The sequence below is a fragment of the Mycobacterium sp. Aquia_213 genome (assembly GCF_026625985.1).
In the GTDB taxonomy this organism is placed as follows: Bacteria; Actinomycetota; Actinomycetes; order Mycobacteriales; family Mycobacteriaceae; genus Mycobacterium.
In genome coordinates this window covers 185,618-203,333 of record NZ_CP113116.1, presented here as the reverse complement: position 1 = coordinate 203,333, position 17,716 = coordinate 185,618, and the positions used below count along the sequence as shown (strand labels likewise).

The window sequence follows — 17,716 nt, the reverse complement described above, 5'->3', positions numbered from 1 at the left end:
TGGGGGCACAGCTCTTTTTGCCCGCCTCTGAGCGACAAATCTGCGGGCGCGTCGGCCCATACGCGTTAGTCGCTCGGAGGCGGGCACAACGTGGTCCACTCCACCCAGAGGCGCGAGGGGCGGATGTGACGGCTACGGCGTGACGATGTTGAACTTCGGGTCCGGCTTATCCAGCACATCCAGCAACGCCTGCAGTGCCGACCTGTCTCCAGCGATGTCGAGCCCGGCCGAGGTGACGTCGCCCATGGCCACCGCCAACAGCCGAGACTTGCTGTCCAGCTTGACCGTAACGTCCGCCGTCGCCGGGTCGGCGGCGACGTTGCGATAGACGAGCACGCCGTTACGCAGGGCGAGCCGATAGTTGGTGGCCAAGTCGGCGAAGGTGATATCGACGGTGATATCGAGATCCCAACTGCGCGGCCCGTTGACGCTGATGGCAAGGCTGTCGAAGATCTGCTCCGGAGTCAGTTGACTGAGCATCGACATCGAGGTGGCCGTCGTAGCCGTGCCGAAGTTTCCGTCACGCAATTCTGTTGCGCCGCTCAAGAAGAAGTTGCGCCACGTCGCATTCTCGGCGCCGTAGGCTAACTGCTCCAGCGTGTCCGCGTACAGCGCGCCCGCCGGGCCGTGATCACTGTCGGTGAAGATCGCATGGTCAAGCAGCGTTGCGGCCCAACGGAAATCGCCGGCGTCGAAAGCCGTTTGGGCAAGCTCGACGACTCGGTCGATGCCGCCCATCGCCTCGACGTAACGGGGCGCGAGGGCCTCGGGCGGATGCGGCCAGAGCCGGCCCGGGTTGCCGTCGAACCAGCCCATGTAACGCTGGTAGACGGCCTTGACATTGTGGCTGACGGATCCGTAATAGCCGTGAGTATGCCACGCCCGATCCAAAGCGGGTGGCATCTGGAACATTTCGGCGATTTCGACACCGGTGTAGCCCTGGTTGAGCAGGCGAAGCGTCTGGTCGTGCAGATACGAATACAGGTCGCGTTGCAGCGACAAGAACTCGACGATGCTCTCGCGTCCCCAGGTCGGCCAGTGATGCGAAGCGAACACCACGTCGGCGCGGTCGGCGAAGGTGTCGATCGCCTCGGTGAGATAGCCCGCCCAGGCGTGTGGGTCGCGGACCAGCGCGCCGCGCAAGGTGAGCAGGTTGTGCAGGTTGTGGGTGGCGTTCTCCGCCATGCACAGTGCACGGAAACGTGGGAAATAGAAATGCATTTCGGCGGGTGCCTCGGTGCCGGGCGCCATCTGGAACTCGATCTCCACGCCGTCGATCGTGTGCGTCTCACCGGTCTCCCGGATGTCGATGGTCGGCACGATGATGGCGACTTCGCCGGTAGACGGGGCCTGACCAAGACCGCACCCGACCTGCCCTTGGGGCCCGCGTTCCAGCAGAGTGCCGTACATGTAGGTCGCCCGCCGCGTCATTGCGGGTCCGGCGTAGACATTCTCCTGCACGGCGTGCGCGGTGAAACCTTCTGGAGCCAACACGGCGACCTTGCCGGCATCGACATCGGCCTGCGAGGTGACGCCCAGCACGCCGCCGAAATGGTCGACGTGGCTGTGGGTGTAGATCACCGCGACCACCGGGCGGTCGCCGCCGCGATGGGTGCGATAGAGATCCAGGGCCGCCGCGGCTACCTCGGTGGACACCAACGGATCGATGACGATGATTCCCGTATCGCCCTCGATAAAACTGATATTGGAGAGGTCGAGGCCGCGGACCTGATAGACGCCCGGCACCACTTCGTACAGGCCTTGTTTGGCCGCCAGCGTCGATTGCCGCCACAGGCTGGGGTGCACCGAAGCCGGTGCGGGACCGTCAAGGAAGGCATAGACATCGTTGTCCCACACCACACGTCCGTCGGCCGCCTTGACGACGCAGGGAGACAACGACGCGATCAATCCACGTTCGGCGTCGTCGAAATCCGTTGTGTCATCCCAGGGCAGAGCATGTGCGCGCTGCGCCGACTCGATGACCGCGGTGGGAGGTTTGTGGTTCACCGGCAATACCTTGCCATTAACCGGCCCTTGCCCGAAAGGACGTGTGGCGAGCCGCCCGGTTAACCCAGACGAAACAATTTCCCGGAACCTCTTTTATGCGGCATGGCAAACCCGGCATACTGCGTTGACGGCCCTCAATGTTGAGGTCCGCAACGATCGGGCAAAGGAGAACAGGTGAAGCGTGAACTGACGGTCGCTATAGCCGGAGCAGCGATTCTGGTCGCTGGCATTTCTGGCTGTTCGAGCGACAAGAAAAGTTCGAGTGGGTCCTCGTCGGGCGCAAGCACTTCGGCCAGCTCCAGCGGGGGTGGCGGCACCAAGGTGATCATTGACGGCAAGGACCAGAACGTAACCGGCTCGGTCGTGTGCACAACCGTCGGCGGCAGCGTCAACATCGCGATCGGCGGGGCCGCGACCGGCATCGCCGCCGTGCTCAGCGACGGCAACCCGCCCACCGTGACCTCTGTTGGTCTGGGCAACGTGAACGGCGTGACGCTCGCCTACGCGTCGGCCGGCGGCGGTGGCAACGCCTCGGCAACCAAGAACGGCAACAGCTACAAGATCACCGGAACCGCCACGGGCGTCGACATGGCCAACCCCACGCAACCGGTGAACAAGCCCTTCGAGATCGACGTCACCTGCACTAGCTAGGCGAGGCCGCGGGCGGTTGCCACCCGTTGAGTGGCAACCGCACCGTGAACTCGGTATGACCGGGTGCGCTGTCGACCGTGATCGTCCCGTTGTGCGCCTTGACGACGGCGGAGACGATCGCCAGCCCCAGCCCGGTGCTGCCCCCCTTGCGGGAGCGCGAGGTGTCGCCGCGGGCGAACCGCTCGAACACCTCTGACTGCAGAGCCGCCGGTATACCGGGGCCATTGTCGATCACCTGCAGCACGCTATGCGTCGGCTCGGTGCTCAATCGCGTCGTGACGACGGTCCCCGAACCGGTGTGAATCCGCGCATTGGCAAGCAGATTGGTCAACACCTGATGTAGCCGTGCCGCGTCGCCGACGACGACCACCGGTTCCTCGGGCAGGTCGAGTTCCCATTGGTGATCCGGCCCGGCGACGTGCGCGTCACTGACCGCGTCGACCGCCACCCGCGACAGATCTACCGGTTCGCGTTCCAGTGGCCGGCCGGAGTCCAGACGGGCCAATAACAGTAGGTCCTCGACGAGCCGCGTTATCCGCTCGGTCTCCGAGGCGACGCGGCTCATCGCGTGGGCCACCGCCTCGCGATCGTCGCCCATCCGCTGGGTGAGTTCGGTATAGCCGCGGATCGCGGCCAGCGGAGTGCGCAGCTCGTGACTCGCATCGGCGACGAACTGGCGGACCCGGGTCTCGCTGGCCTGCCGCGCCGTCAGTGCGGCCACGATGTGGTCGAGCATCCGATTCAGCGCCGACCCCAGTTGTCCCACCTCGGTCGAGGGGTTGGCATCGGATTCGGGAACCCGCACCGTCAGTTCGACCTCACCGCGGTCCAGTGGCAGATTCGAAACCCGGCGCGCGGTTTGCGCGACACGGCGCAGCGGCGCTAGTGCTCGCCTGATGATCACCATCCCGGCGATCGTGGCCGCGGCCAACGCGATCACGGTGACGATCCCGAAAATCACCAACATCTGAATCAACGTGGCGTCGACGTCCTGCATCGACAGTCCGGTGACGATCACGTCGCCACCGCGCCGGCTCGGAGCCGCCACGACGCGATACCGCCCGAGGCCGTCGAGATCCAGGGTCACCGGCGCGCGGCTGGCGGCGATCGCCGCCAGTTGGTTCTGGGCCTTGTCGGTCAGCGCGGCCCGCGAACCAATACTGGTCAGGTAGCCGGCGTCGACCGTCTTGCCGTCACTGACCACCGCGGCGACCATGCCCGCCGGCTGGCCGGGGGCGTCGAGGAACCGCGGGCCAGGGCCGGGACGCTGGTTGAAACCGTGGTCGTGATGCCACCCGGGACGGTTCGGTTCGGGGTACATCAGCGCCGAGCGGTGCGAGGTCCCGCCCAACTGCCCGTCGAGCTGTCGCATCAGGTGATGGTTCAGCGAAAGTTCGGTCACCGCCGTGATCCCGACGCAGACCAGGGCGAGGACAATGACCTGCCCAACCAGGAGCCGGAGCCGAAGCGACCAGACTCGCCGCGCCCTAGGTGGCGGGCTTGAGGACATAACCCGCACCGCGCAGCGTGTGGATCATCGGGTCGCGGCCGTTGTCGATCTTCTTGCGCAAGTAGGAGATATAAAGCTCGACGATGTTGGACCGACCACCGAAGTCGTAACTCCATACCCGATCGAGAATCTGCGCCTTGCTGAGCACCCGCTTGGAATTGCGCATCATGAACCGCAGCAGCTCAAACTCGGTGGAAGTCAACGAAACCGGCTCGCCGGCTCGGGTGACCTCGTGGCTATCCTCGTCCAACACCAAATCACCAACGACGAGTTGTGCTCCGCTATCCACCGTCGTAACGCCGGTGCGCCGCAACAATGCTCGCAACCGCAGCACAACCTCTTCGATGCTGAACGGCTTGGTGACATAGTCATCGCCGCCCGCGGTCAACCCGGCGATGCGATCTTCGACCGCATCCTTGGCCGTCAGCAACAGCACCGGCAACTGCGGATTCTCTTCGCGCAGTTTGTGTAAGACGTCGAGCCCGCTCATGTCGGGCAGCATCACGTCGAGCACGACGACGTCGGGGCGCTGGGCACGGGCTGAAGCGATCGCCGATGATCCGTCACCGGCGGTCGCGATGTTCCAGCCCTCGTACCGCAGTGCCATCGACACCATTTCGGCCAAGACGGATTCGTCGTCCACGACCAGCACATTGATCGGATTGCCGTCAGCGCGGCACATGACAACGCGCTCTACGGAGGTTCGTGGCTGCGTCACAGGTTCCAGTATCCGCGTCCGGCTGGGCCGACGCTATGACATTCCTTTGTGTGTCCTGTGAAACCGCAGGCGAGCCCGCCGAGCGGTGCCTAGTACCAGTACCGCCTGCCGCCGACCGGGCGGCCGACCGAGCCGAGGATCCACATCACCGCGCCGATAACGATCAGGACGATGCCGATCGTCCACAGCAAGGGAATGGCGAACACATATCCGAGAATAAGCAAGACGACGCCCAAGACGATCATGACATTTCCTTTACGTGAGGGGCACTAAGCCGGTTGGCATTGAACTGGGTTGCGGTACATGGCAATCCTTGACTTTGGGGTTGACACCCCCGTAGTTCAGCGGCCCCGCAATCACCGTCAGTGCGATGTTTCCCGCTGTGACACAGTTCGTTTGCCCAGTTTTGAAGTAGTCGCGCTGCCACGCCGCGAAGACTCCAACGATTAGCCAAATCAAGACGATCGCGCCGATTATTCCGCGACCACGCATCGTGACCTCCGTTGTGTCCGAGAAAAATTTTCTCGTCGCCTAGCGATACCCATTGGACTCGTGTCTAAACATCGCCCGAGTGCGCCGCCAGCCATTCCGCGGCCCGCTTCTTGGAGGCCCGGGACAGCCACGCGTCCTGAACCAGCTCGGCCAGTTCCGTCGCCGTGATTTCCGGCAGCCGGCCGGCCCGTACCAGCACCGACGGATGCCCGTCGAAGTGGTCGGTGGTGAAAAACGGCGAGCCGGGATCCTGGATCAGCGCCAGCTTGTCGCTCTCCGAGTCCACCCAGAGCATGACCACATCGGCGTAGCGTTCGCCGGTGTCGGGATCGGTCGCGTCGGGCTGCGGAGTGCGGAAGAAAACGAACGACTTGCCGCCCACCTGATAGATCGCGTTACCCTTCGGCCCCTCCAGCCGTTTCACGTGCGGCATCGACGCGGCGATCCGATGCACATCGCTTACCCGAGCGGGTCGATCGGCCATAGCGGCGACCTTAGTGCTCAAGCACTTTCGCCAACAGCTCAGTGAGTCGCTTCTGGTCGGTGGCGTTGAGCCTGCCGGTGATGGGCTCCATCAGCTCACCGATCTCGGCGATGATCCGCACCTCGAGTCGGCGCGCCTGCGCGGTGAGGCTGACCCGTACCGAACGGCCGTCGTCGGCATCGCTGGTCTTTCGTACCAGTCCGCGCTGAACCGCCCGGTCGATGAGGCCGCTGACTGTCGAACGTTCCAGTCCCAGATACGTCGCCAGTTCGGCCATCGCGGGTTCGCGATCCCGCAATATCCCCAGCACCCTCAACTGGGTCAGGGACAAATCATGTTCGGCCGCAACGCGGTTCAGCACCGCGATCACTCCGAATGACACCTGCACGAGGTTGTCTGTGAGCTCGTCGTCCGTCGCCATACCACGGACGATACCTTGAAATAGTTCGTAATACCATCTAATCTAGTTCGTGTTACCACCTAAATGTGTAGCCATCTCGTGAGGAGAGCCACCATGCATGCAGCCGTCGTCACAGCATTCGACAGACCTCCCGCCTATCGCGAGTTCCCGAGTCCCACTCCACAAACCGCCGACGAGATCGTGGTCGACGTGATCGCGTCCGGCCTACATCCGCGCGTTCGGTCCCAGGCTGACGGCTCGCATTACACCAGCACCGGGGCGTTACCCCTGGTCCCCGGCATCGACGGAGTGGGACGCGCACCCGACGGCACGATCCGCTACTTCGTGGTGCCCGATACCGCGCTGGGCGCGATGGCCGAACAGACCGTCATCGACCAGCGCCGCAGCATCGTATTACCGGATGGCACCGATCCCATCCTGGTGGCCGCGGCGATGAACCCCGTGATGTCCTCCTGGCTTGCCCTGCGCCGCCGCATCGACTTCGGGCCCGGGCAAACGGTGCTTATTCTGGGCGCGACCGGCAGCTCGGGCCGGATGGCCGTGCAGGTCGCCAAACACTTTGGCGCCGGTCATGTCATCGGCGCCGGTCGCGACGCGCGCCGGCTCGCAGCCCTGCCCGAGCTCGGCGCCGACACCGTCGTTCGGCTCGACAATGCCTCAGCGATAGACGATCTCGCGCGGGCCGCACGCGACGTCGATGTGGTGATCGACTATCTGTGGGGTCCGATCACGGCCCAGGTGATGGCCGGTATCGCCACCCACCGCACCGATCGCGGAAAGCCACTCACCTGGATCGAAATCGGCTCGGTCGCGGGCCCTTCGGCCGAGATCTTCTCCGCGGCATTGCGTGCCGTGCGCCTGCAGATCGTGGGCAGCGGACAGGGTTCGGTCCCGACCCGCGACATTCTGGCCGAGCTTCCCGCCATTGCGGCCGAAATCAGCAGTGGCGGTTTCGAACTCGATGCCCGCGTCGTGCGGCTCGCCGACGTCGAAGCAGCTTGGAACGACACCGACGCCGATCAGCGAATCGTCATCGCTCCCTAGTGGCGTCGCTGCGCGGACACGTACAGGGTGGGCGGCATGGCGTCATCGGCACCGTCCGGCACGCTGCGGTTGTAGCGAGCCATCAACTCGGGGAAGGTTGCCGCCGCCACCTCCCAGCCGCGTTCGCGCAGCCATTCGTCGACCGGGGTGCGCTCCTCGGCGTACCAGAGGTCATCGACATCGGTGATCTCGGTGTCGACCAACTTGGCGACCGCGGCGCGCATGCGCTGCATGTCTTCACGCTGCCGCCGTACCCGATCGGGGTCGGTAAAGCCTTGGCTCGGAACGTTGGACGCCAGCCAACTGCCCGGCGCACTGAGCGAATGCATGCGCTCGAACAACAAGTCCTGAGCTTGTGACGGCAGGTAACGCACCAACCCCTCCGCGGACCACACGCTCGGTTTCGATGCATCAAAACCAGCTTCCTGCAATGCCTTTGGCCAGTCCTGGCGCAGATCGATCGGTATGGTCACCAGCTCTGCGGTGGGATTCGCGCCGTGATCGCGCAGCGTGGCCGTCTTGAAGTCCAGCACCTTGGGCTGGTCGAGTTCGTACACCACCGTGCCGTCCGGCCACGGCAGCCGCCACGAGCGAGCGTCCAGACCCGACGCCAGAATCACCACCTGCCGGACACCGGCGTCGGCCGCACCGAGAAAGAACTCGTCGAAGAACGCCGTGCGGGTCGCCATGAAGTCGACCATCAGCTGTATCCGCGCGCGCACGTCGGGCTCGAGGTCGACCGCCTTGGCCAACAGCGCAGGATCGGCGTAGATGCTCCACATCCCCTCCCCCGCGGCGTCGACGAAGACGCGCGCGAACGGGTCGTTGATGAGCGGATTCTCGCTCTCGGTCTCCGCGGCGCGGGCCGCCGCAACACCGAGCGCGGTGGACCCCACGCTCTGAGTGATGTCCCAGGAATCATTGTCGGTACGCGGCATGGCCAATCCTCTTTCACCGGAGATAGTCGGTTGCGTTCACTATTCTTCCAGCCGCTGACGCCCCTTGGCACGCGCGAAGGGTGCCTTACGCTGTCTTCACAGAGGGCCCACAGGTAAGGAGCGCCGCGATGACACGTACGCCAGAGGAAGTCTTCGCTCACCACGGGCAGGCACTTGGCGCGGGCGACCTCGACGCGATCGTCGCCGACTACGCAGAGGATTCCGTGCTGATCAGCCCCTCCGGCGTCGCGCGCGGCAAGGACGGCATCCGGAAGGTGTTCACCACCTTGCTCGCGGATCTGCCGGACGCCGCCTGGGACCTGAAGACCCAGTTCTTCGACGGCGACGTCTTGTTCCTCGAGTGGGCCGCCGACTCGGCGATCAACCGGGTCGACGACGGCGTCGACACCTTCGTCTTCCGCGACGGCGTGATCCGCGCGCAGACCGTCCGCTACACACCGAAACCCAAGGGCTGAGTGCCCGCAGAGTAGGTTCACACCACGTGGAGCACGTGGACTTGAACGCGGTCGCGGAGTGGATGTCTGAGCAGGGGCTGGGCGACGGACCACTCGAAGACGTCTCAGCCGTCACGGGTGGGACGCAGAACGTGATGCTGCGGTTCACTAGGTCCGGTCGGGCCTATGTGTTGCGGCGCGGGCCACGACACCTGCGTCCGCGTAGCAACAGCGTGATCCTGCGGGAAACCAAAGTGCTTGCGGCGCTGGCTGGTTCCGATGTGCCGCACCCACACCTGATCGCGGCCTGCGACGACACGAGCGTGCTTGGCGACGCCGTCTTCTACCTGATGGACCCGGTCGACGGGTTCAACGCCGGCGAGGGACTGCTGCCGCTGCACGCCGGCGATGCCGGCGTGCGACACGGCATGGGCCTGTCGATGGCCGACGCGCTGGCGAAGCTGGGTGCCATCGACCACGTCGCGGTGGGTCTCGCCGATTTCGGCAAGCCGGAGGGCTTCCTGGAACGCCAGGTGCCGCGCTGGCTTTCGGAGCTGGACTCCTACAGCGAGTACGACGGCTACCCCGGGCCCGACATCCCCGGCATCGAGGAAGTGTCGTCCTGGCTGGAACGTCACCGGCCGCCGACCTGGACACCCGGCATCATGCACGGCGACTACCACGCCGCCAACGTGATGTTCTCCCGCACCGGGCCCGACGTGGTCGCGATCGTCGACTGGGAGATGTGCACGATCGGTGATCCGCTGCTGGATCTGGGTTGGCTGCTGGCCACCTGGCGCCAGCCGGACGGAGCCAGTGTGTTCAGCCATGCGCTGGGCGGTCAGGACGGATTGGCCAGCACCGACGAACTGTTCGAGCGCTATGCCGCCAATACCACCCGCGACTTGTCGCACATCACCTGGTACACCGTGCTCGCCTGTTTCAAGCTGGGCATCGTCATCGAGGGCACGCTGGCCCGGGCGTGTGCCGGCAAAGCCGAGAAAGAAGTCGGCGATCAACTGCACGCGGCCACGGTTCACCTGTTCGAGCGGGCGCTGACCCAGATCGGCACCCGCTAGCATTTCCTGACGTGCCTCCCTACCCCGAGGAACCCGACTACTACTCCGAGCCGACGATGGCGGCGCGATACGGCGGATACGACCCCGCACCCGAGCCGGAGCCCCCGACCCCGTGGTACCGACGCCCGCTCGCGCTGGTCGCGGCCGGCGCCGTCGGGGTGATCGTGCTCGGCCTGGCGATCTACGCGATCGTCACGCTGGTGAGCGGTTCGCCGGCCCCGAGCCCGACCACCACGACGACGCCCACGCCGTCCGCCACTACGACGGTGAGCACCACGGCCGCGGAGCCCACTCGGCACCGGCCACCGGGCGGCGGCCCCGCACCGACCCAGACCGTGACCGAGACGGCCCCGCCGTCGACCACAGACACTCCCACGACGACGGTCCCGCCGAGTACAAGCACCGTCACGCTGTCGCCGAGCACGGAGACCAGCACGGTCACCCAGACGGTGACAGTGCCGACGCGCCGGCCGTTCGATCCACGCCCATAGTGGATCGGTAGGGTCAAAGACATGAGTCGGCTCGAGCGCGGCCTGGCGCGGTTACGAGAAATGCGCTTTGACCTGTACGAGCAGCCCTTGCGGCAAGTGAGCGTGGAGCTCAAGATCGTGTTCGTCGCGATCCACCTGCCGATCGCCGGCGGTAAGACGCTGAAAATCCCGATGATCGCCACGGTTGGGCCCATGCCGGGTAAGTCGACCGACAGCGACGCCGACGAGCACCCCGGAAGCGATTCCTAGCCGGCCGTTAACGTGCTGTGAAACAACGGATTACCGCAGCGGCCGCGGCGCGTGACCGGGGTAAGGTCAAAATCCCGAAGCACCGGCTCGAGGAGCTGCTGATGAGCACGGAAGACGACCTCGAATTCTCGTCCGACGCGCTGGGGTTCACGCCGATAGCGGCCGACGAAGAGCCTGACCACGTGATGCGGACCTGCGGAGTCTGCGGTGGATATTTCCCGACGAACCCAGGGAGTGCCAACGATCGCGCCGCGCTGTGCCGGACGCACCTGCTGGTGACGCACGCACTGATGCGCCGCGACGGCGGCACCTGGACGGAGTACGACCACGACCCCTATACCCGCCGCGAACTGGACAGCGGGCGAGAGTTAACTCAGGCGTGCCGGGGGTGGTTGGACGGCAACGGCATCACCTACGGCGAATGGAAGGTAGAAGCGCGCGGCGCTGACAGCGGCGACAAGCTGGCGGAATCCGAGGTCGTCAACCTCACCGAAAAGGCGCCGGAGTGACGGGCTGACAATTCCCAGCTGGGCCGGCGGTGCCGATCGGGTACAGTTAACACGCCGGTAATCTTGCCGGCGCTCAGGGATGACTCGTTGAACGTTGGGCGCACCGCCCCGCCACGATCCCGTCGCCTTCTGAGACTTCTCAGAGGATTTTATGCCTTCGCTCGCCAGCAGTACCCCGTCTCTCGATGCGTCCGAACAGATCCTTCCGTCAGCTCACTTCGCACTTCCTGCCGGTTCCACCGCCGTCGTCTACTGCGAGGACGTATTCGGCGAGCAGGACGGTAAGACCGCCAACGGCCTGGTCCGCCACTCGGAGAAGTACGAGATCCTCAGTGTCATCGACAGCAGCCGGGCCGGTGTCGACGCCGGAAAACTCCTCGACGGCACCGAGAACGGCATCCCGGTGCTGGCCTCGCTCGCCGACTGCATCTCTGAGGCCGGCCGCGTTCCTGACTACCTGATCTGTGGGCTGGCACCTGCCGACGGCCTACTCTCAGACGAGCAGCGGGTCGTGCTGCTCGACGGCATCGCCCGCGGGATGCACATCATTAACGGACTGCACGAATTCCTCAACGACGACGCCGAATTCGCGGCGGCAGCCGTGATCGCCGGCGTCACCATCACCGATGTACGCCGACCGAAGGCCAAGCGCGACCTGCACCTGTTCTCTGGCCGGATCTTCGATGTCACCTGCCCCAGGATTGCGGTCCTGGGTACGGACGGGGCGATCGGGAAGCGCACCACCGCCACCTTGTTGGTTCAGGCGCTGAACGCGCACGGCATCAAGGCAGTCATGGTCGGCACCGGTCAGACCACCTTGATCCAGGGCGGGAAGTACGGCGTCGCGCTCGATGCCCTGGTCCCCCAGTTCTGCTCCGGCGAGGTCGAGAATCAGGTCGTCGCCGCGTTCGAGGGTGAGGACCCAGACGTGATCGTGGTCGAGGGCCAGGGCGCGCTCAGTCACCCCGCATACATCACGTCGGCTCACATCCTGCGTGGCAGCCGCCCGGCCGGCGTGATCGTGCAGCACGCGCCGAAACGCAAGATGCTCGGCGACTTCCCGATGGTTGCGATGCCGACCGCGGCCAGCGAGATCGCACTGATCGAGGCGTTCGCCGACACCCGCGTCATCGGCATCACGATCAACCACGAAGAGATGACCGACGACGAGCTGAGTAACGCGATCTCCGAACATCATTGCCAGCTCGGCCTGCCGGTCACCGACCCCCTGACCCGCCCCGCGTCGGAGCTGGTCGACATGGTGCTGACGGCCTTCCCCGCGCTCGCGGCAGTGGCCAAGGCGACCACCCCGGTGTGACGCTTCGGCTCGAGACCGATCTCGACAAGGTCGAACAGAACACCCGCGTCCTGGTCGACCGGCTTGCCGCAACGGGGATACGGGTCACCGGGATCACCAAGGCCGCCCTCGGCTCGCCGGGGGTCGGCGCGGCGATGCTGCGCGGCGGCGCCTGCGGCCTCGGCGATTCCCGGGTGCCGAACCTCGCCCGGTTGTCCGGACTCGACCGACCACCGCTGCGCACGTTGATCCGCTCCCCCATGCTCAGCCAAGTGACACAGGTCGTCGACGTCGCCGACGTCAGTCTGAACACCGAGGCCGTCGTGCTGGCGGCGCTCGATCAGGCCGCATTCGAGCAGAAGCGGATGCACGCCGTCGTGCTCATGGTCGAGCTGGGCGACCTGCGCGAGGGCATCGCGCTCGACGACGCACCCGCGGCCGTGCGGGCCGTCCTCGGTCACTCCTCGCTCCGGCTCGCCGGGCTGGGGGCCAACCTCGCTTGTCAGAGCGGTGTCGTGCCCGACGACCGAAACATGGGCATCCTCACCAGGCTCGCGGACGACATCGAGGCGCTGCACGGGATTTCGCTCGACGTCGTCTCGGGCGGCAACTCGGCGAACTTGAGCTGGGCTCTGCACACCCAGGACGTCGGCCGGATCGACGAACTCCGACTCGGCGAAGCCATCCTTCTCGGCGTCGATCCGCTCTACCGGACACCGATCCCTGGCCTGCACACGGACGCCTTCACCTTGACCGCCGAGGTCATCGAGGTGGCCATGAAACCGGCTCAACCCTGGGGAGATCGGGCCCAGGCCGCCTTCGGGGTGGCACCAGCCCGCAACGGCAGCGGGACGGTGCACCAAGCAATTCTGGCCCTCGGTCGCCAGGACGTGGACCCGGACGGTCTGCAGCCACCCGAGGGCATCACGATCCTCGGGATGAGCAGCGACCACCTGGTGATCGACCTCGGCGATCACGTTGTCGCAGTGGGCGACGAGATCGACTTCGGTGTCGCTTACGGCGCACTCGTGCGGGCGATGACATCGCCCTTCGTCACCAAGATCGAACACCTTGGCCGTTGCGTCGCACCCGAGGCACCGACACCGATATCAGCTGAGCGCGCCCGAAGGGATTCGAACCCCTAACCTTCTGATCCGTAGTCAGATGCTCTATCCGTTGAGCTACGGGCGCCGGTACTTCAGTTGTGTCCTCGAAAGGACTTCAGCGGAGGCGAGAGGATTTGAACCTCCGGTCCCCTTTAAGGGGGACAACTCATTAGCAGTGAGTCCCATTCGGCCGCTCTGGCACGCCTCCCTTGGACTTCCTGAGGGTACCCGACACAGCGCGGGCGTCCCTGAACCGCCGGAGGCATAGCGTACACAGCCGGGACATATGCTGTCGAAATGACTGCCCGCCTACGGCCGGAGCTGGCCGGGCTGCCAGTTTATGTTCCTGGTAAGACCGTGCCGGGTTCGATGAAACTGGCCAGCAACGAGACCGTGTTCGGCCCGCTGCCCAGTGTCCGTGCCGCCATCGAACATGCGACCGACATCGTCAACCGCTATCCCGACAACGGCTGCGTGCAACTCAAAGCGGCACTCGCCAAGCATGTCGGCCCGGGTTTCGACCCCGAGCACATCGCCGTCGGCGCCGGCTCGGTCAGCCTGTGCCAGCAGCTGGTCCAGATCACCGCGTCGGCCGGCGACGAGGTGATCTTCGGCTGGCGCAGCTTCGAGCTGTATCCACCGCTGGTCCAGGTGGCCGGCGCCGCGGCAATCCAGGTGCCGCTGACCGACCACACCTTCGACCTCTCCGCGATGCTCGCCGCGATCACCGAACGCACCCGGCTGATCTTCGTCTGCAATCCCAACAACCCGACCTCGACCGTCGTCGACCCGGACGCACTGACCCGCTTCGTCGAGGCGGTTCCGCCGCACATCGTGGTCGCGATCGACGAGGCCTACGTCGAATACATCCGCGACGAGATGCTGCCCGACAGCCTGGGCCTGGTCCGCGCCCGCCGCAACATCGTTGTGCTGCGCACCTTTTCGAAGGCATACGGTCTGGCGGGCCTGCGCGTAGGCTACGCGGTCGGCCACCCGGACCTGATCACCGCTTTGGACCAGGTGTTCGTGCCGTTCTCGGTGACGAACATCTCGCAGGCCGCCGCGATCGCGTCGCTGGACGCCGCCGACGAATTGTTGGCCCGCACCGACGCCCTGGTCGCCGACCGTGTTCGGGTGAGCGCGCAGTTGCGGGATGCCGGATACACCCTGCCGCCGTCGCAGGCGAACTTCGTCTGGTTGCCGCTGGGGCCGCGCACCCGCAATTTCGTCGCGCGGGCTGCCGACGCGGGGATCGTGGTTCGGCCATACGGCGACGACGGGGTGCGCGTCTCGATCGGTGCGCCGAAAGAAAACGATGCGCTGCTGGCGTTTGCCCGCGACTGGATCACCCACCCGGAGGTTGACGAATGAGCCTGGCCCGCAAGCACTTCACCGAGTTCAAGGAACGCGACGCTATTACCGATGCCGAACTCGACGACTACTGGGCGAGCCTGCCGCCCGCGACCATCGACGAGATGATCGGCGAGTGGAAGGGGGGCGAGTTCCTCACCGGCCACAGGATGAACGGCCAGCTGGAGAAGGTCGGCTGGTTCGGCAAGACCTTCACGTCGCCCGGCGACGCGCAGCCGTTGGTCTGCCTCGACGCCGACGGAAACAAGTTCTCCAACAAGGAGATGGGCAAGGGCGAGGCGAGCCTCTGGCTGGAAGACTTCCGCGGCGAGGTCACCGCCACAATGGTTTACGACGGGCAGCCCGTGCACGACCACTTCAAGAAGATCGACGACGACGCCGTGATGGGCATCATGAACGGCAAGGGCGTGCTGGACAACGGCCGCTACTACTACTTCTATCTCGAGCGGGTGTAGGCCGCGGAATTTGGCTGTGCGCCCGGCAGGCGGACTGCTGCTATTTGCGAAACGAATCGTTAGCATGACATGAATGCGCACTACGCATATCGATCAGGTGGACCTCAATCTGTTGCCGCCGCTGGTGGCGCTACTGGAGGAACAACATGTCTCGCGTGCGGCCGACCGGGTCCGGTTGAGCCAGCCCGCGATGAGCCGGGCGCTGCAACGGCTGCGTCGACACTTCGAAGACGAGCTCTTGGTGCGCGGACCCGACGGCTACTCGCTGACCCCGCGCGCCGCGCGTCTGCGTGACCAACTGAGCACCGCCGTAACGCATTTGGAGCAACTGTTTGCGACCGAGACCTTCGACCCGGCCACGGCCGCGCAGTCCTTTCGCCTCGCTGTCAGCGACTACACCATCGCTACGTTCGGCCCGGCGCTGGTGCGCACGATCCTGGCCGAATCACCCAATTCGACGGTGAGTTGCGAAGTTCTCGACGAGCAAGCATTCGACAAGCTCGACGCGGGGACGCTGGACCTGGCGATCTACGGCCGGGTCGCACCCGAAAGGTATTGCAGTCAACATCTTTTCAGCGATGGCTTCGTCTGCGTTGTCGCTGCCGAGCACCCGCTCGCGAACCAGACGTCCGTCTCGCTGTCGACGTATCTGAGGTGGCCGCACTTGAGTATCGACATCGGCCAGCAATGGATCGACCGGGCGCTCGAGCCGCTCGGCGTCACACGCCGGGTCGCCGTCAGCATGCCCTATTTCGCTTTGGCGCCAAGCATTTTGCCGGGCACCGACCTCGTGTTGACCGTTCCGGCTCGGGTTGCCCACAACAACGCCGACCCCGCACAGACCCGCATCCTGGCAGCGCCTCGCGAATTGACCGAGCTCGAGTTCTACGCGGTGTGGCACCCGCGCTTCGATCAGGATCCGTCACACAGCTGGTTGCGAGAGGTGGTCCGCAGCGCGGCCGAATCGACCGTGTGAATTATCGGGCCGGGTCGCGGCCGGTGAACGCGACGAGCTGATCCAATGTGCTCGCATCCGCGGGCACGTCGACCGGGTCGTCGAATCCGGCGGCGCCGCGGAATTCCGGCCTGATGGTCTTGTGCGCCAGGTCCAGCACGTACTCGGCCAGCGGCTCCGGGGCGTCGACGTCGTGCCCCACTGCGACGGCGTAATCCCAAGCGTGGACCAGGAATTCGATCGAGAAAATACTGCAGGCCGCTGTGGCCGGCATCTCGGTCTTGCCGAACAGCACGGTGCCGTCCACGCCGCGGTGGTGCCAAGCGTCCAACGCCGGGCGGGCCGCGCAAATGATCTGCCGTTCCACCGAATCGCTGGGTTCGCGCTCCGCGAACTCCGCACCCGCCATGCCGCCGATGCCGGTGATCGATTTCAGCAGATGCTCGGTCAACTGGGTCACGTCGTAGTCGGAGCAGCCGGTCTGCCGGGACATGTCGTCGCCGGCGATGGTGTGCAAAACGTGCTGCAGCACAGCGAGGGTGTCTTCGGCGCCCTGCAGCTCGTCGGCCGGCGGAGAATCCGGTCGGGGTCGCAAATCACGGGACATATTCGCCACGCTACGGTCTCGACATGGGCGATACATACGAATCCGTCACCGTCGAGATCAAAGATCACGTTGCGCAGGTGACGCTGATCGGGCCCGGTAAGGGCAACGCGATGGGGCCCGCCTTCTGGTCGGAATTGCCCGAGTTGTTTCCGGCCCTGGACGCCGACCCCGAGGTGCGGGCCATCGTCATCACCGGTTCCGGCAAGAACTTCAGCTACGGCCTGGACGTGCCCGCGATGGGCGGGACCTTCACCCCGCTGCTGGCCGGTGACGCGCTGGCCGGTCCGCGTGCGCATTTCCACGCCGAGATCAAGCGCATGCAGGGCGCGATCACCGCGGTCGCCGACTGCCGGACCCCGACGATCGCGTCGGTGCACGGCTGGTGCATCGGCGGGGGCGTCGACCTGATCTCGGCGGTCGATATCCGCTACGCCAGCGCCGACGCCAAGTTCTCGGTGCGTGAGGTCAGATTGGCCATCGTCGCCGACGTCGGCAGCCTGGCCCGGCTGCCGCTGATCCTGAACGACGGCCACCTGCGCGAGCTGGCGCTGACCGGTAAGGACATCGACGCCGCCCGCGCCGAGAAGATCGGCCTGGTCAACGACGTCTTTGACGGCGCCGAGGCCGCGCTGGCCGCCGCGCATGCCACCGCCGCGGAGATCGCCGCCAACCCGCCGTTGACGGTGCACGGCATCAAGGACGTCCTGGACCAGCAGCGCGTCGCCGCTGTCTCGGAAAGCCTGCGCTACGTCGCAGCCTGGAATGCGGCCTTCCTGCCGTCCAAGGACCTGACCGAGGGCATCTCGGCGACGTTCGCCAAGCGTCCGCCGCAGTTCACCGGGGAGTAGCCGGGCGCCACGTACCCTCGCGGGGGTGG

At 65.5% G+C, this 17,716-nt stretch carries 22 protein-coding genes and 2 tRNA genes; 13 read left to right on the top strand and 11 right to left on the bottom strand.

Going from position 1 to position 17,716, the window contains the following annotated elements:
• Positions 1–132: 132 nt before the first annotated feature.
• The gene (locus LMQ14_RS00900; RefSeq protein ID WP_267733004.1) at positions 133–2,013 is read right to left on the bottom strand and encodes an alkyl/aryl-sulfatase; all 1,881 of its coding nucleotides are present in this window, start codon (positions 2,011–2,013) and stop codon (positions 133–135) included.
• Between the two features lie 168 nt (positions 2,014–2,181).
• Here LMQ14_RS00900 and LMQ14_RS00895 point away from each other — a divergent pair, with 168 nt between their 5' ends.
• The gene (locus LMQ14_RS00895) at positions 2,182–2,658 is read left to right on the top strand and encodes a lipoprotein LpqH (RefSeq protein ID WP_267733003.1); all 477 of its coding nucleotides are present in this window, start codon (positions 2,182–2,184) and stop codon (positions 2,656–2,658) included.
• Here LMQ14_RS00895 and LMQ14_RS00890 read toward each other — a convergent pair.
• From LMQ14_RS00890 to LMQ14_RS00865, 6 genes are all read right to left on the bottom strand, one after another.
• On the bottom strand, positions 2,651–4,168 hold the full coding sequence (locus LMQ14_RS00890) for a sensor histidine kinase (RefSeq protein WP_267733002.1): 1,518 nt from the start codon (positions 4,166–4,168) through the stop codon (positions 2,651–2,653). The two genes, LMQ14_RS00895 and LMQ14_RS00890, sit on opposite strands and share 8 nt — an antisense overlap.
• Positions 4,146–4,850 carry a two-component system response regulator TcrX gene (tcrX, locus tag LMQ14_RS00885; RefSeq protein WP_267733001.1) on the bottom strand — a complete coding sequence of 235 codons (705 nt, stop codon included), beginning with the start codon at positions 4,848–4,850 and terminating at the stop codon, positions 4,146–4,148. The genes LMQ14_RS00890 and tcrX overlap by 23 nt, the downstream gene beginning before the upstream one ends.
• A 125-nt stretch (positions 4,851–4,975) precedes the next feature.
• Complete coding sequence (locus LMQ14_RS00880; RefSeq protein WP_267733000.1) at positions 4,976–5,131, bottom strand: DUF6131 family protein; 156 nt, start codon at positions 5,129–5,131, stop codon at positions 4,976–4,978.
• A gap of 10 nt (positions 5,132–5,141) precedes the next feature.
• Positions 5,142–5,378 (bottom strand): hypothetical protein, encoded by a 237-nt coding sequence (locus tag LMQ14_RS00875; RefSeq protein WP_085222124.1) that lies wholly within the window; start codon positions 5,376–5,378, stop codon positions 5,142–5,144.
• Positions 5,379–5,442: 64 nt separating this feature from the next.
• On the bottom strand, positions 5,443–5,862 hold the full coding sequence (locus tag LMQ14_RS00870) for an MmcQ/YjbR family DNA-binding protein (RefSeq protein WP_267732999.1): 420 nt from the start codon (positions 5,860–5,862) through the stop codon (positions 5,443–5,445).
• 10 nt (positions 5,863–5,872) lie between these two features.
• Positions 5,873–6,283, bottom strand: a complete 411-nt coding sequence (locus LMQ14_RS00865) for a MarR family winged helix-turn-helix transcriptional regulator (protein ID WP_267732998.1) — start codon at positions 6,281–6,283, stop codon at positions 5,873–5,875.
• 93 nt (positions 6,284–6,376) lie between these two features.
• On the opposite strand from LMQ14_RS00865, the gene LMQ14_RS00860 reads away from it, so the two are divergent.
• Positions 6,377–7,327 (top strand): quinone oxidoreductase family protein, encoded by a 951-nt coding sequence (locus tag LMQ14_RS00860; protein WP_267732997.1) that lies wholly within the window; start codon positions 6,377–6,379, stop codon positions 7,325–7,327.
• Here the strand turns inward: LMQ14_RS00860 and LMQ14_RS00855 are convergent.
• Positions 7,324–8,265 (bottom strand): class I SAM-dependent methyltransferase, encoded by a 942-nt coding sequence (locus tag LMQ14_RS00855; protein WP_267732996.1) that lies wholly within the window; start codon positions 8,263–8,265, stop codon positions 7,324–7,326. The genes LMQ14_RS00860 and LMQ14_RS00855 overlap by 4 nt on opposite strands.
• Positions 8,266–8,393: 128 nt before the next feature.
• Here LMQ14_RS00855 and LMQ14_RS00850 point away from each other — a divergent pair, with 128 nt between their 5' ends.
• The 7 genes from LMQ14_RS00850 to LMQ14_RS00820 all read left to right on the top strand — a co-directional run bounded on the left by LMQ14_RS00850 (position 8,394) and on the right by LMQ14_RS00820 (position 13,490).
• The gene (locus LMQ14_RS00850) at positions 8,394–8,741 is read left to right on the top strand and encodes a nuclear transport factor 2 family protein (protein WP_267732995.1); all 348 of its coding nucleotides are present in this window, start codon (positions 8,394–8,396) and stop codon (positions 8,739–8,741) included.
• Positions 8,742–8,803: 62 nt separating this feature from the next.
• Positions 8,804–9,799, top strand: a complete 996-nt coding sequence (locus LMQ14_RS00845) for a phosphotransferase family protein (RefSeq protein WP_267735723.1) — start codon at positions 8,804–8,806, stop codon at positions 9,797–9,799.
• An 11-nt stretch (positions 9,800–9,810) separates the two neighbouring features.
• On the top strand, positions 9,811–10,290 hold the full coding sequence (locus LMQ14_RS00840) for a hypothetical protein (protein WP_267732994.1): 480 nt from the start codon (positions 9,811–9,813) through the stop codon (positions 10,288–10,290).
• 21 nt (positions 10,291–10,311) lie between these two features.
• Entirely contained in the window at positions 10,312–10,539 is a 228-nt protein-coding gene (locus LMQ14_RS00835; protein ID WP_267732993.1) for a hypothetical protein, read from the top strand.
• A gap of 17 nt (positions 10,540–10,556) precedes the next feature.
• A complete protein-coding gene (locus LMQ14_RS00830) occupies positions 10,557–11,048 on the top strand; it encodes a hypothetical protein (protein WP_267732992.1) in 492 nt (163 codons plus the stop codon).
• 151 nt (positions 11,049–11,199) lie between these two features.
• Entirely contained in the window at positions 11,200–12,366 is a 1,167-nt protein-coding gene (locus LMQ14_RS00825; protein WP_267732991.1) for a DUF1611 domain-containing protein, read from the top strand.
• Positions 12,363–13,490 (top strand): alanine/ornithine racemase family PLP-dependent enzyme, encoded by a 1,128-nt coding sequence (locus LMQ14_RS00820; RefSeq protein ID WP_267732990.1) that lies wholly within the window; start codon positions 12,363–12,365, stop codon positions 13,488–13,490. Before LMQ14_RS00825 ends, LMQ14_RS00820 begins: the two co-directional genes overlap by 4 nt.
• Here the strand turns inward: LMQ14_RS00820 and LMQ14_RS00815 are convergent.
• Positions 13,464–13,536: transfer RNA gene (locus LMQ14_RS00815), tRNA-Arg, on the bottom strand. The two genes, LMQ14_RS00820 and LMQ14_RS00815, sit on opposite strands and share 27 nt — an antisense overlap.
• 34 nt (positions 13,537–13,570) lie before the next feature.
• Positions 13,571–13,659: transfer RNA gene (locus LMQ14_RS00810), tRNA-Ser, on the bottom strand.
• An 89-nt stretch (positions 13,660–13,748) separates the two neighbouring features.
• Here LMQ14_RS00810 and LMQ14_RS00805 point away from each other — a divergent pair.
• The 3 genes from LMQ14_RS00805 (at position 13,749) to LMQ14_RS00795 (ending at position 16,253) form a co-directional block, all read left to right on the top strand.
• A complete protein-coding gene (locus LMQ14_RS00805) occupies positions 13,749–14,822 on the top strand; it encodes a pyridoxal phosphate-dependent aminotransferase (protein ID WP_267732989.1) in 1,074 nt (357 codons plus the stop codon).
• Positions 14,819–15,277 (top strand): DUF4334 domain-containing protein, encoded by a 459-nt coding sequence (locus LMQ14_RS00800; RefSeq protein WP_267732988.1) that lies wholly within the window; start codon positions 14,819–14,821, stop codon positions 15,275–15,277. Before LMQ14_RS00805 ends, LMQ14_RS00800 begins: the two co-directional genes overlap by 4 nt.
• Before the next feature lie 73 nt (positions 15,278–15,350).
• Entirely contained in the window at positions 15,351–16,253 is a 903-nt protein-coding gene (locus LMQ14_RS00795) for a LysR family transcriptional regulator (protein ID WP_267732987.1), read from the top strand.
• Between the two features lies 1 nt (position 16,254).
• On the opposite strand, the gene LMQ14_RS00790 is transcribed toward LMQ14_RS00795, so the two are convergent.
• Positions 16,255–16,839: a TIGR03086 family metal-binding protein gene (locus LMQ14_RS00790; RefSeq protein ID WP_267732986.1), complete on the bottom strand. Its 585-nt coding sequence runs from the start codon at positions 16,837–16,839 to the stop codon at positions 16,255–16,257.
• 23 nt (positions 16,840–16,862) lie between these two features.
• Between LMQ14_RS00790 and LMQ14_RS00785 the strand changes: the two genes are divergently transcribed.
• A complete protein-coding gene (locus tag LMQ14_RS00785) occupies positions 16,863–17,687 on the top strand; it encodes a crotonase/enoyl-CoA hydratase family protein (RefSeq protein ID WP_267732985.1) in 825 nt (274 codons plus the stop codon).
• The last annotated feature ends 29 nt before the right edge of the window (positions 17,688–17,716 follow it).

Excerpts from the sequence above, each read along its gene's own strand:
- LMQ14_RS00890 (WP_267733002.1), bottom strand. The coding sequence starts at position 4,168 with ATGTCCTCAAGCCCGCCACCTAGGGCGCGGCGAGTCTGGTCGCTTCGG.
- LMQ14_RS00870 (WP_267732999.1), bottom strand. The coding sequence starts at position 5,862 with ATGGCCGATCGACCCGCTCGGGTAAGCGATGTGCATCGGATCGCCGCG.
- LMQ14_RS00865 (WP_267732998.1), bottom strand. The coding sequence starts at position 6,283 with ATGGCGACGGACGACGAGCTCACAGACAACCTCGTGCAGGTGTCATTC.
- LMQ14_RS00880 (WP_267733000.1), bottom strand. The coding sequence starts at position 5,131 with ATGATCGTCTTGGGCGTCGTCTTGCTTATTCTCGGATATGTGTTCGCC.
- LMQ14_RS00875 (WP_085222124.1), bottom strand. The coding sequence starts at position 5,378 with ATGCGTGGTCGCGGAATAATCGGCGCGATCGTCTTGATTTGGCTAATC.
- LMQ14_RS00825 (WP_267732991.1), top strand. The coding sequence starts at position 11,200 with ATGCCTTCGCTCGCCAGCAGTACCCCGTCTCTCGATGCGTCCGAACAG.
- LMQ14_RS00790 (WP_267732986.1), bottom strand. The coding sequence starts at position 16,839 with ATGTCCCGTGATTTGCGACCCCGACCGGATTCTCCGCCGGCCGACGAG.
- tcrX (WP_267733001.1), bottom strand. The coding sequence starts at position 4,850 with ATGTGCCGCGCTGACGGCAATCCGATCAATGTGCTGGTCGTGGACGAC.
- LMQ14_RS00795 (WP_267732987.1), top strand. The coding sequence starts at position 15,351 with ATGCGCACTACGCATATCGATCAGGTGGACCTCAATCTGTTGCCGCCG.
- LMQ14_RS00785 (WP_267732985.1), top strand. The coding sequence starts at position 16,863 with ATGGGCGATACATACGAATCCGTCACCGTCGAGATCAAAGATCACGTT.
- LMQ14_RS00800 (WP_267732988.1), top strand. The coding sequence starts at position 14,819 with ATGAGCCTGGCCCGCAAGCACTTCACCGAGTTCAAGGAACGCGACGCT.
- LMQ14_RS00835 (WP_267732993.1), top strand. The coding sequence starts at position 10,312 with ATGAGTCGGCTCGAGCGCGGCCTGGCGCGGTTACGAGAAATGCGCTTT.
- LMQ14_RS00850 (WP_267732995.1), top strand. The coding sequence starts at position 8,394 with ATGACACGTACGCCAGAGGAAGTCTTCGCTCACCACGGGCAGGCACTT.
- LMQ14_RS00860 (WP_267732997.1), top strand. The coding sequence starts at position 6,377 with ATGCATGCAGCCGTCGTCACAGCATTCGACAGACCTCCCGCCTATCGC.
- LMQ14_RS00845 (WP_267735723.1), top strand. The coding sequence starts at position 8,804 with ATGTCTGAGCAGGGGCTGGGCGACGGACCACTCGAAGACGTCTCAGCC.
- LMQ14_RS00805 (WP_267732989.1), top strand. The coding sequence starts at position 13,749 with ATGACTGCCCGCCTACGGCCGGAGCTGGCCGGGCTGCCAGTTTATGTT.
- LMQ14_RS00855 (WP_267732996.1), bottom strand. The coding sequence starts at position 8,265 with ATGCCGCGTACCGACAATGATTCCTGGGACATCACTCAGAGCGTGGGG.